Here is a 12,854-nt window from a genome sequence, read left to right as displayed (position 1 = left end):
GAAGAACTAATTGTGGTGAGCACTGGCAATACCTGTGGCCGGCATTGGCAAAACCTGTGGTGAGCACTGGCAGACTCTGTAGTGAGCGCAAAAACCTGTGGCGAGGGAGTTTACTCCCGTTCGGCTGCGAAGCAGTCGCCGGACCAGGCCCCGAGGTGTGTCTGACAAAACCGTTTCGCTGATCCTGAGTCTGCTTCGCAGCCGAGCGGGACGGTGCGACGATTCGATAAACTCCCTCGCCACAACAGCCCGTTACGATCCGGAAGCTCGAGGCCGCAACCGCCGCCTCACCACTTCCAGCACATCACAGCCGTCCCGCAACGGAATCGCGCAGAGCAATGCAAAGTCACTGAGAATGAAAGAGTCGCACTCGATCGATCCACGCATGGACAGGTTTTCGAGCACTTGGGTGACAGCCTGGATTCGGTAGTTGGCTGCGTCGGTCAAAACGTCGATGGGTGCCTGGGTATCCAGGAATAGCGTTGGCATGTCACTGCAGTTGCTGGTGAGCGCCTTGAAGCGGTTATCGGGATACGGCGCTGGTTTCACATAGGGAGGATCCGGCGTAAGTGTTTTCATCTGTCTGTTTCCTAACGTATGGAAAGAAGCCGTCAACTATCACTTCCACGTAATAGGTGGCGGCTGTACGCAGGTGTGGAAGACCGGGACGTTAGGCACCCGGCGCGCTCGAAAGCGCCCCGCGCACAGCCACCAAAAACACAGACGATAAAAAACGCCGGCTGGCGGCGCTTGATGCGCCTAACGATATAAGGGCTTCCACACCCTGTCACTGAATTTGCAGTGACGGACCAAGACTATCGATAGACCGCCCACCGCACCAGTTCACGCAAACCGCCAAAACTCGAAGGAAATCTCCGAAGACCTTGCCCAGAAATTTCCTCGAACCTACCCCATCAAATCAACCCAGCTCCATCATCAAGTGCTCCAGCAACTCCACCTTCGGAGCTGAAGGAAGCCCAGGCTGCGCAAGAAACGCCTCCACCTTCCTGCGCAACACGCTTTCCGAAAAGGCCTCGAACAGCGTCTGATGTTCCTCACTCAACCACTGAATCAAGTTGTTGAGCTGAGTCGAAACATCCTCAGTCCCCAACTGCTGCAGCAGCGAATCCGGCACCGCCCACCATGGAAAAACCTTCCCCGATTTCAACGCGTTACCGCCAATTTCAACCGTCTGCCCATTGATCAGACACCGGTCAAAAACCGGCAGCAACTCAGCCGCATTCATTTGCGCAGACTGCAAAATCGGCAGCAGATATCGCCCATCCCAAAACCGGAAAAACACCGCTTTACCATTGGGCAATGTCACCTGGGTAAGACTGCGCATGTGCTCAACCACGACTTTTAAGGGTGCCGCCGAAACCGCCAACCACCCCCAATCCTGAGACTCAGTTGTCGCAACCCACTGCAAAAACTCACCGTCAGCCGCGACAATTCCTACATAAGGCATCACCTCTTCCCACTCGGCATAAATTGTTTCGGCCCAAACCGGGCTGGGAGCCTTACCACCCTTCGAAGCCCGCCAAACTTTGAAAGGTTCAGCAGCGCTCGCACTGCTGAAAATGGCAAAGAGTTGTTCCGCACTCTTGAGCGGGTTGTTGTGGAGCCAGGTATCTGTATGCTCGTTAGTCATTAATTTATCCATGAGAACTAAAAACCAAACTTATCCAAGCCATCCATTTTTATAAAAATAGTGCACGAGCATTGAAACCATACTCCCAACTGCCGTCATATATAAACCACGTATGAGATACAGTAACCCGCGAGGAAAATTCAAATAATCCAGCTCATCTAAAGCGCCACTTCTAATTGATCTATTTGGATACAACAAATATGAAGCTATTTGATTCATCATAAAACTAGCCCTGAAAAAACCACTTCTCAGGAAAGGGTGAAGTATCACGACCCCAAACGAATTACTGAGCAATCTTAAAATTCGTTCCAGCTTAAAAAAACAGAGATAGATTTGTCCTATAATAAAAATAAAGCCGAGCCCAAAAGCCAAACCACCAAAATCCAAGAAAAACCATACCTCGCTATCGTTTGTCATTCATTAAATACCTTATAAGTGATTTCACGTGATTTCTCCTCGCCAGATGCTCCGATCACACCCCAACCATAAGTGTTTTCCCCCAGCACTATCGATGGGACGTTCTTGCAAGCATGTTCCGTCCCAATCCGACAAGTCTCCTTAACCTCGACCCATCGAGCAGCCCCATTTCGGCCGAACCTCAACTGCCCCACCTTAATAGCCAAGCTCGCTTATTAACTAAAGCCAACCCAAAAATTTCCCGACTACAAACATGCTAATCAGCATCCAGCCTATTACCAACGCAGCAAAATAAATCAATTTCATACACAGCAATAAATTCGCTGGAATTGCGTCGTAATCCCGCTGATCAAGCTCACCATTTTTTATTGATTTCTTATATTGAACAAGCATCATTGCAATGTTCGCAGACACAAAAACCCTACTCATCGGATCTCTACCCAGCATTGACTTCCGGATATCGACCCCATACGAATTTGGCAGATTTTTTAATAATCAATCAAGCTTGAAGTACGCGAAATACAACTGAAATAGAAACATCCCCACCCCTGACACAACAACAATCATCGCAACTAAAAAATAGATCCCCCTTGCATCTAACATCACTCAGTCCACGCGTATACTAATTCGCCAATACCTTCACCAATTGTCTCTCCTATCAACCCGCCACCGATCGCGCCAACACCTGCGGCGACTAAGGCACAAACCAGCAGGCCATGGGGAGACTTACCAACGGCAGCACATGTTTTACCGACCACAACTGGACCAGCACTACTTCCTGCTATAGCCCCCATCAATTTCCAACTTTCAACGATTTGCACTTTTTTGCATTCTTGCTCTCGGCCAGCGCGGCAAGCTTCGCTTACCCTCACTCCCGAAGCAGCAGCACCCAATCCAATCCCGACATACCCCCCCCGCCCTAATCACCTTACTCGCCCTACTCACCCCCTCAATATGCGTGGCATACCCCGGAATCCCGCCTGCCGTACCCGCCTGTTTCCAATGCCGTACCAGACTTCGGGTAGAAATACCCAACGCGTTTTTTCATCAATCGTTGGCGTTCGGCGTAAAAGTCGGCGCCCGTCAGTTTCCCGTTCTTATCGAAGGTCCTTTTGTGCAGCGCTTCAATGTCTACTAACGTCTTTTTTACGCCGCCAAAACATTTACAAAAAATAGCAGCACTTATCCCGGCACCCGTTGAACCACTCGCAGTGCTATGGCAGCTTCCCCCATACAATTAAGAGCACTACTAATAGCGACCAAACAAAGCAATTGCAAAATTTCACCAAAAACTTTAACCGCTTAGGAAATCGCGCGTAATCATGAGCGCTTAATGTTCCCTTTTTTATGCATGACTGCGGTAAGGTCAACATCATTCCTATATAACCAAGCAATGCAAGACGCATTAAAGGTGCAATCCCAAGCGGAAAATCATAACCACTAACAGAAGAGGATGATTTTAAATTAGCAAGTATTTCTTTTAACCTAAAATACGCAAGATAAACAATTAAACAAAAACATAGCAAAGTAACAACTATTAAAGCTAGCCCACCAAACATTAATAGCTCACCGAGATTCTCCTTCACTTGGAAACCTCATAAACCAACTCCCCACCCAATTCTCCCAATTCTGCCCCAACCGCCCCTCCCAAGACTGTGCCAACTCCAGTAAGTACAAGTCCGCAAGCTATCCCTCCTATCCCGGCAGTACCTATTCCTACTAGGACACATGTGGTTGCTCCGGCAACCCCGCCGATCGCCCCTAGAGCAACGTTCCCGCTAAACTTCCCCGCCTCCGTAAACTTCACCTTCCTGCAAGCTTCTTCCGTTCCAACCCGACAAGTCTCCTTGACCTTCAGCCCAGAAGCAGCAGCACCCAATCCAATCCCGACATACCCCCCCGCCTTAATCACCTTACTCGCCCTACTCACCCCCTCAATATGCGTGGCATACCCCGGAATCCCACCTGCCGTACCCGCCTGTTTCCAATGCCGCACCAGACTTCGGGTAGAAATACCCAACGCGTTCTTCAGTTTCAGATGATCAGGAATGCCAATGCCTTTGCGCACCAGCGGTCCAAGGCCGTTATCCAGTTGTTTCATCAATCGTTGGCGTTCGGCGTAGAAGTCGGCGCCCGTCAGTTTCCTGTTCTGTTCGAAGGTCCTTTTGTGCAGCGCTTCAATGTCGACCAGTGTCTTTTGTACGTTCCCCAGGTGCGTACCAAACATCGCAGCACCTATCCCGACGCCGGTCGAACCCTGCGTCAGGAACGATTCAACCTCATCATGATGCCGCGCCATGAACTCGGCTTCGGCATCACTCATTGGCTCCAGCGCCGCGTCGACGGTCTGCGCCGCTTCCATCAGCAACGCTTCTTCGCGGGTGCATTGGGTGTTGCCGGGGTCGCTCAGGACGATCAGTTGACCAGGCTTGGCGTAGCCACTCACTTGCGGATTGAGGCGGCGAAATTTTTCAATAACGGCCGGGGTCGGCTGGGGGAAGAGCAGAGACTCGAGCGCCGCACGGGACATGGGTTGCTCGACGATGTGAAAACCCGGTTCAGCGCCTTCGCTCACGGCGGCTTTGGAAGTGTCGAGTAACGAGTTCGGAGGAAGGCAGAGGCCATCCTTGCAACGCTCGCATTCTTCGCAGAACGGCGCGGGGCTTTTGAGGCTGCGGATTTGTGCGGGGCTTAACGCGGCAGGTACCACTTTAGGGGTCGCGGCGCCCATTACAGGCATCAGCGCACCACCAAGCTCTATCTCTACACTGCTGAAGATTCCGCCAGGGCCAATGTTGATCCAATGCCCGCCCGCCTGGATCGACAAGCTGGCACCGCCGTCGATAACAACCTGCTGGCCCGCACGCACATGGAAATGCCCGCTCGCCTCAAGGTTCTGATTGTTTACCCGGACAGATTGATCACCGTGCACTCGCAGGTTGTCGCTCGCCCCCTGCGACTGATCGCCACCAATCACGACGTGGCGCTGATTGCCCACTTGCACATGCTGATCGTTGAGCACGTGTTGATTCCAGTTCCGCTGAGCTCGCAGATAGATCTCTTCAGCGCCCTTGCGGTCCTCGATTCGCACTTCGTTGTAGCCACCGCCACCCGGACTGGTCTGGCTGCGAAAAATACTGCGAGTCTTGTCCGCTGGCAGGTTCAACGGCATCGGATTGGCCGCATTCGGCACGCAACCCATTACCAGCGGTTTGTCCGCGTCGGCATCAATGAACCCCACTAGCACTTCCATGCCTACCCGCGGGATCATCACGCTGCCATATCGGTCGTGCGCCCAACCCGAGGCCACGCGCAGCCAGCAGCTGGAATGTTCATCGCGCTCACCTTCACGGTCCCAGGCAAGCTGTACCTTGACCCGGCCAAACGCGTCGCAGTGGATTTCGCTGTCCTTGGGTCCCGTCACCACGGCGGACTGGTAGCCGAGCATGCGCGGCTTTTCTGGACCCAATGGCGGGCGAAACAGCACGTCCCACGGCGTCGCCAGAAAGGTGTTTTGATAGCCTTTTAAATCATTCGGATTGTCGGTCGGCGTTGACTCTTCAAGCACCTGCGGCTGCCGACCGCGATGCTCGGTTTGGGTAATCAGCCACAGGTCGTTCCATTTCTCTTGCGGGTGCTCGGCTAACCGCAGGAATGTCCCGCTGATTAACGCAGGCTGATCGCTGAGCCCTTCGGCCTGTTGATAATCGGCGCCATGCCGCTCCAGAGCCCGCTGCGCCAGACGCTTGCCATGCTCCGGCTCGGCGAATTGCCCCGGAAATTGATAATCCTCATGCACCGACTGTTTCTGACCGGCGCGGCTTTCAAGCGCCAGATGCGGCTTCAGGAAGTCGTAATCGCGACGAGACACATTTGTCATTCGGGTTTCAAAGCGTACGTCGAAGCGCTTGATGACGGGTTGATCCGCCACTGTTGCGCTTCGCGGCCGGTAAACAGTCGGTTCAGGGAGCAGCGTGAAACCCGTCTGGTGATCGGCGAACACCAGCAAATGCCCGTCGGGGCTGTGTCGAAAATGGTAGTGAAAGCCGATCTCCGCACACAGGCGCTGAATGAACGCCAAATCGCTTTCCGCGTATTGCACGCAGTACTCGCGTTCCGGGTATTGATGGTCGAGCTGAAAGTTGAAGGCATCCCCCAGGATGCCGTGCTCCTTGAGGACCAGGGTGATGATGGCCTGCACGCTTTGATGCTGGAAAATACGTTGATTGATGCGCTGGCCGAGGTACGCCAGACGCGGCACAAGGCTGATCTGATAGTGCGTTCGCCGATGATCGGAGCATCCCTGGCCTGCCCGAAAGATCTGGCCGTGAATGCCGGCCTCGCCCGAATCAAAGCTTAGAAACGCCTCACGATGCAGGAGCGTTTCGAGGTCTATGTCCGGGCGGTCGCTGACCAGTTCCAAGTCAAAACGGTAGGGTTGGCTGATGGCCTCCTTACCGCTGAACTCAAGCACCTTGAAGTCACTTTTTGAATCGCCATCGAGGGTCAACGTGAAACGCGGCTGATTGGCAGGAGCGAACATCCGATGTGTCTCTGCAGAACGAAGGTGAGCGATTCTGTATGAGCGACAACGGGTACTGACGGGGGGACAGGAAAAACAGACTTTTCTGACGGCGCCTGGCGCTTTTACCGACCGAAAACAGGCGTTTGGCTACAGACAATCCGGGTGATTGAAGTGAGTGCTACCGGCATAAAAAAACGGCCCGGTTCCAAAGGAAACGGGCCGTTTTCATGTCAGCAAAGGTTCAGAGCGTTAGCTCATCCCCATTACTTGTTCAGGCGGAAATCAGCTTCGGCAGCTTCGAAACGCTGCAGCATGCCAGCAGTCGGCGCGCCCAGTTTGCTGACGATGTAGATCGCCAGGCTGGCGAAGATGAAACCAGGGATGATTTCGTACAGACCCAGCAACTCGAAGTGTTTCCAGACAATCACAGTGATCGCGCCGACCAGGATACCGGCCAGTGCGCCATTACGGGTCATGTCTTTCCAGATCACGGAGATCAGGACAACGGGGCCGAACGCAGCACCGAAGCCGGCCCAGGCGTAGCTGACCAGACCCAGTACACGGTTTTCCGGGTTAGCGGCCATCGCGATGGCGATCAGGGCAACCAGCAGGACCATGGCGCGACCGACCCAGACCAGTTCAACCTGGGAAGCGCTCTTGCGCAGGAAAGTCTTGTAGAAGTCTTCGGTCAGGGCGCTCGAGCAGACCAGCAACTGGCAACTCAACGTACTCATCACCGCCGCCAGAATGGCCGACAGCAGCACACCGGCAACCCATGGGTTGAACAGGATTTTTGCCAGCTCGATGAACACACGCTCAGGGTTTTCAGTCACAGGACCGGCCAGATCCGGGTGCGCCGAGAAGTAGGCGATACCGAAGAAACCGACCGCTACGGTGCCGCCCAGGCACAGGATCATCCAGGCCATGGAGATGCGACGCGCCTTGGCAATCGACTTTACCGAATCCGCGGCCATGAAACGCGCCAGGATGTGCGGCTGGCCGAAGTAGCCCAGGCCCCAGCCCATCAGCGAGATCACGCCGATGAAGGTGGTGTTTTTCAGCATGTCGAAGTTGCTTGGATCTTGCGCTTCGATCGCCAGGAACGTGGTGTCGACACCACCGGTGGCCAGCAGCACGATGATCGGTGTCAGCAACAGGGCGAAGATCATCAGCGTGGCTTGTACGGTGTCAGTCCAGCTCACGGCCAGGAAACCACCGACGAAGGTGTAGGCAATTGTTGCCGCAGCACCGGCCCACAGCGCGGTCTCGTAGGACATGCCGAAGGTGCTTTCGAACAGACGGGCACCGGCCACAATGCCGGAAGCGCAGTAGATGGTGAAGAACACCAGAATCACGACCGCAGAAATGATCCGCAGCAAGCCGCTTTTGTCTTCGAAACGGCTGGAGAAGTAATCCGGGAGGGTCAGCGCATCACCGTTGTGCTCAGTCTGCACACGCAGACGGCCAGCGACGAACAGCCAGTTCAGGTAGGCACCCACGATCAGGCCGATGGCGATCCAGCTTTCGGAAAGCCCAGACATATAGATGGCGCCCGGCAGGCCCATCAACAACCAGCCGCTCATGTCGGAAGCACCGGCGGACAATGCAGTCACGACGCTACCCAGGCTACGACCGCCCAGAATATAGTCAGAAAGGTTATTGGTGGAGCGATAGGCCATGAAGCCGATCAGCACCATTGCTGCGATGTAGATCACGAACGTGATCAGGGTTGGATTGCTTACGCTCATTGAGTTACGCCCTGGCTTTGTTTTTATGTAGCGGCGGTCTTGGTTAACCGCTCGCAAACGACGACGTTTGACAGACGATTCCGGATCCCGCGCATTTATGACTGATGTTTCCCCAGGAAAGCCATCAGCCGGAGCACCGAGCTTTCTAGTCGGTTGCACCTTGGGCGCGAATGCTATTCAACAAAGTAAATAAGGTGCAACCAGTTTCTGGAGAATAAGTTGCACCTAGTCGGAAATAAGCGGCAAAGGTATGTTTTTGCTCCCTTTTAGAGCAGTAACTTGATGTTGCTATAAGTAAAAGCACCAAGCAAAGGCAGGAAAGGCTTCCAGAATCCATTTCCTGACGAGCTGCCTATTTTTCCTACAAAAAAAGGGTTGCACCCGGTTGCACCTCGTTCAGTGCGCAGCTAATCTTGCCGCCAGCTGATGCCACGCAGTCGTGGCAAACATGAGGATAAAAATATGGCTACCACCACCCTTGGGGTCAAACTTGACGACCCTACCCGCGAGCGCCTCAAGGCTGCCGCGACCTCGATTGATCGCACGCCGCACTGGCTGATCAAACAGGCGATTTTCAATTACCTGGAAAAACTCGAGGGTGGTGCAACCCTGACCGAGCTGAACGGTTTGACCAAGGACTCCGACGACACCGTCGACGCGCCGCTGGATCACGCCCATCAGTGCTTCCTCGAATTCGCCGAAAGCATCCTTCCGCAATCGGTGCTGCGCGCTTCGATCACGGCCGCTTACCGTCGCCCGGAGCCGGAAGTCGTGCCGATGCTGATCGAGCAGGCTCGCCTGCCGGTTGCCATGGCAGAAGCCACCAACAAGCTCGCCGCCTCGATTGCCGAAAAATTGCGCAATCAGAAAAGCGCTGGCGGCCGTGCAGGCATTGTTCAGGGCCTGCTGCAGGAATTTTCCCTGTCCTCCCAGGAAGGCGTCGCACTGATGTGCCTGGCCGAGGCGCTGCTGCGCATTCCGGACAAAGGCACACGCGATGCATTGATTCGCGACAAAATCAGCACCGGCAACTGGCACCCGCATTTGGGCAACAGCCCGTCGCTGTTCGTCAACGCCGCCACCTGGGGTCTGCTGCTGACCGGCAAACTGGTCGCCACCCACAATGAAGCCGGCCTGACTTCGTCCCTGAGCCGCATCATCGGCAAGAGCGGCGAGCCGATGATCCGCAAGGGCGTCGACATGGCCATGCGCCTGATGGGCGAACAGTTCGTCACCGGCGAAACCATCGCCGAAGCTTTGGCGAACGCCAGCAAGTTCGAATCCAAAGGTTTCCGCTATTCCTACGACATGCTCGGTGAAGCTGCACTCACCGAACACGACGCCCAGAAGTACCTGGCCTCGTACGAACAAGCCATCCACTCGATCGGCAAAGCGTCCCACGGTCGTGGGATTTATGAAGGCCCGGGCATCTCCATCAAGCTGTCGGCACTGCACCCGCGCTACAGCCGCGCGCAGTACGAGCGTGTGATGGACGAGCTGTACCCGCGCCTGCTGTCGTTGACCCTGCTGGCCAAGCAATACGACATCGGTCTGAACATCGATGCCGAAGAAGCCGACCGCCTCGAGCTGTCGCTGGACCTGCTGGAACGCCTGTGCTTCGAGCCGCAATTGACCGGCTGGAACGGCATCGGCTTCGTGATCCAGGCTTACCAGAAGCGTTGCCCGTACGTGATCGACTACGTGATCGACCTGGCACGCCGCAGCCGTCATCGCCTGATGATCCGTCTGGTAAAAGGCGCGTACTGGGACAGCGAGATCAAGCGCGCCCAGGTCGATGGCCTGGAAGGCTATCCGGTCTACACCCGCAAGGTGTACACCGACGTTTCCTACATCGCTTGCGCACGCAAACTGCTGTCGGTACCGGAAGTCATCTACCCGCAGTTCGCCACGCACAACGCCCATACCCTGTCGGCCATTTACCATATTGCCGGTCAGAACTATTACCCCGGCCAGTACGAGTTCCAGTGCCTGCACGGCATGGGTGAACCACTGTACGAACAGGTCGTAGGCAAAGTTTCCGAAGGCAAGCTGAACCGTCCGTGCCGCGTGTACGCACCGGTTGGCACCCACGAAACGCTGTTGGCGTACCTGGTACGTCGTCTGCTGGAAAACGGCGCGAACACCTCGTTCGTCAACCAGATTGCCGATCAGTCGATCTCGATTCAGGCGTTGGTGGCCGATCCAGTGGCCAGCATCGAGCAGATGGCGACGCTGGAAGGCGGCTTCGGCCTGCCGCACCCACGTATCCCGCTGCCGCGTGATCTTTATGGTGTCGAGCGCGCCAACTCCAGCGGCATCGACATGGCCAACGAACATCGTCTGGCTTCCCTGTCCTGCGCCCTGCTGGCTACCGCTCACAACGACTGGAAAGCCGCGCCGATGCTCGGTTGCGCCTCCAGCACTGAAACTCCTGCACCCGTGCTGAACCCGTCCGACCTGCGTGACGTGGTAGGCCATGTGCAAGAAGCGACCGTCGAAGACGTCGACAACGCGATCCAGTGCGCCCTGAACGCGGCACCAATCTGGCAGGCCACTCCGCCAGCCGAGCGTGCTGCGATTCTGGAACGTGCCGCCGATTTGATGGAAGGCGAGATTCAGCCGCTGATGGGCCTGCTGGCTCGCGAAGCCGGCAAGACCTTTGCCAACGCCATCGCTGAAGTGCGTGAAGCCGTGGACTTCCTGCGTTATTACGCGGTGCAGGCTCGCAACGATTTCACCAACGACGCCCACCGCCCATTGGGCCCCGTGGTCTGCATCAGCCCGTGGAACTTCCCGCTGGCAATCTTCAGCGGCCAGGTCGCTGCGGCGTTGGCTGCCGGTAACCCGGTATTGGCCAAACCTGCGGAACAAACCCCGCTGGTGGCCGCTCAAGCCGTGCGCCTGCTGCTCGAAGCCGGCATCCCGGAAGGCGTGCTGCAACTGCTGCCGGGCCGCGGCGAAACCGTCGGTGCCGGCCTGGTCGGCGACGATCGCGTCAAAGGCGTGATGTTCACCGGTTCCACCGAAGTCGCTCGCTTGCTGCAACGCAACATTGCCGGACGCCTGGATGCACAGGGTCGTCCGATTCCGCTGATCGCCGAAACCGGCGGCCAGAACGCGATGATCGTCGACTCCTCGGCACTGACCGAACAAGTCGTGATCGACGTGGTGTCGTCAGCTTTCGACAGCGCCGGTCAGCGTTGCTCCGCTCTGCGCGTCCTGTGCTTGCAGGAAGATTCCGCAGACCGCGTCATCGAAATGCTCAAAGGCGCGATGGCTGAATGCCGTCTCGGCAATCCAGAGCGCCTGTCCGTTGACATCGGCCCGGTGATCGACGCCGAAGCCAAGGCTGGCATCGAGAAGCACATCCAGGGCATGCGCGACAAAGGTCGCAACGTGTACCAGGTGGCTATCGCCAACAGCGAAGAAGTCAAACGCGGCACCTTCGTGATGCCGACCCTGATCGAACTGGAAAGCTTTGACGAGCTTCAGCGGGAGATCTTCGGTCCGGTACTGCACGTGGTTCGATACAAGCGCAAAGACATCGATCAACTGATCGGTCAGATCAATGCTTCCGGTTACGGCCTGACACTGGGCGTGCACACGCGCATCGACGAGACCATTGCCAAGGTGATCGACAACGTCAACGCCGGTAACGTCTACGTGAACCGCAACATCGTGGGCGCGGTGGTCGGTGTGCAACCTTTCGGCGGCGAAGGCCTGTCGGGCACTGGCCCGAAAGCCGGTGGTCCGTTGTACCTGTACCGTCTGCTGTCGACGCGTCCTACCGACGCTATCGAACAATCCTTCGCTCGCGGTGACGCGATCGCTGCGCCGGATGTGCGTCTGCGTGAAGCCATGAGCAAACCGCTGACCGCGCTGAAAGCCTGGGCCGACAGCAACAAGCTCGCCGACCTGAGCACTCTGTGCGTGCAATTCGCCGCGCAATCGCAAAGCGGGATTACACGTTTGCTGGCCGGCCCGACCGGCGAGCGCAACAGCTACGCGATCCTGCCACGTGAACACGTGTTGTGCCTGGCGGAAGTCGAGGGCGATCTGCTGACCCAACTGACGGCGGTATTGGCAGTCGGCGGCTCGGCAGTTTGGCCGGAAGCGGAATTGACCAAGGCGTTGTTCGCACGTTTGCCGAAGGACGTTCAGGCACGCATCAAACTGGTTTCCGACTGGAACAAGGATGAAGTGGTGTTTGACGCCGTTCTGCATCACGGCCATTCCGATCAGCTGCGTGCGGTCTGCCAGCAAGTGGCCAAGCGTGCCGGAGCAATTGTCGGGGTCCATGGCTTGTCCCAGGGCGAAACCAACATTGCGCTGGAGCGCCTGGTGATCGAGCGCGCGTTGAGCGTTAACACCGCTGCGGCGGGTGGTAATGCGAGCTTGATGACGATCGGTTAATACCGATGAACCGGGCTCCTGCATAGGTGCCCGATTCAGCGAAACCCCCTGTGGGAGCTGGCTTGCCAGCGATAGCGATGTATCAGTCACCATTAATGTT

Annotated in this window: 6 protein-coding genes and 1 pseudogene; 1 reads left to right on the top strand and 6 read right to left on the bottom strand. The window is 56.2% G+C overall.

All coding sequences use genetic code 11. The annotated features are described in order from the left end of the window. Positions 1-252 precede the first annotated feature (252 nt). The 6 genes and pseudogenes from AC3ZVB_RS06915 to putP form a co-directional block, all read right to left on the bottom strand. On the bottom strand, positions 253-579 hold the full coding sequence (locus AC3ZVB_RS06915) for a hypothetical protein (protein WP_490146144.1): 327 nt from the start codon (positions 577-579) through the stop codon (positions 253-255). Between the two features lie 340 nt (positions 580-919). Beyond that, positions 920-1,651 (bottom strand): DUF4123 domain-containing protein, encoded by a 732-nt coding sequence (locus AC3ZVB_RS06910; protein WP_490146143.1) that lies wholly within the window; start codon positions 1,649-1,651, stop codon positions 920-922. Positions 1,652-1,681: 30 nt separating this feature from the next. Continuing rightward, positions 1,682-2,068 carry a hypothetical protein gene (locus tag AC3ZVB_RS06905; protein ID WP_490146142.1) on the bottom strand — a complete coding sequence of 129 codons (387 nt, stop codon included), beginning with the start codon at positions 2,066-2,068 and terminating at the stop codon, positions 1,682-1,684. Positions 2,069-3,282: 1,214 nt separating this feature from the next. Continuing rightward, positions 3,283-3,654, bottom strand: coding sequence for a hypothetical protein (locus AC3ZVB_RS06900; protein ID WP_490146141.1), 372 nt, complete (start codon positions 3,652-3,654; stop codon positions 3,283-3,285). A 1,028-nt stretch (positions 3,655-4,682) separates the two neighbouring features. Then, positions 4,683-6,611 (bottom strand): annotated as a pseudogene (locus AC3ZVB_RS06895) (type VI secretion system Vgr family protein); the annotation flags it as partial. A 245-nt stretch (positions 6,612-6,856) separates the two neighbouring features. Continuing rightward, positions 6,857-8,341, bottom strand: coding sequence for a sodium/proline symporter PutP (gene putP, locus AC3ZVB_RS06890; RefSeq protein ID WP_162440190.1), 1,485 nt, complete (start codon positions 8,339-8,341; stop codon positions 6,857-6,859). A gap of 462 nt (positions 8,342-8,803) precedes the next feature. On the opposite strand from putP, the gene putA reads away from it, so the two are divergent. Next, positions 8,804-12,754, top strand: a complete 3,951-nt coding sequence (gene putA / locus AC3ZVB_RS06885) for a trifunctional transcriptional regulator/proline dehydrogenase/L-glutamate gamma-semialdehyde dehydrogenase (protein ID WP_490146140.1) — start codon at positions 8,804-8,806, stop codon at positions 12,752-12,754. The last annotated feature ends 100 nt before the right edge of the window (positions 12,755-12,854 follow it).

It is taken from the genome of Pseudomonas sp. MDV22-iso1, assembly GCF_058145095.1.
The sequence above is the reverse complement of the archived record's forward strand: the minus strand, read 5'-3'. Positions and strand labels throughout refer to the sequence as shown.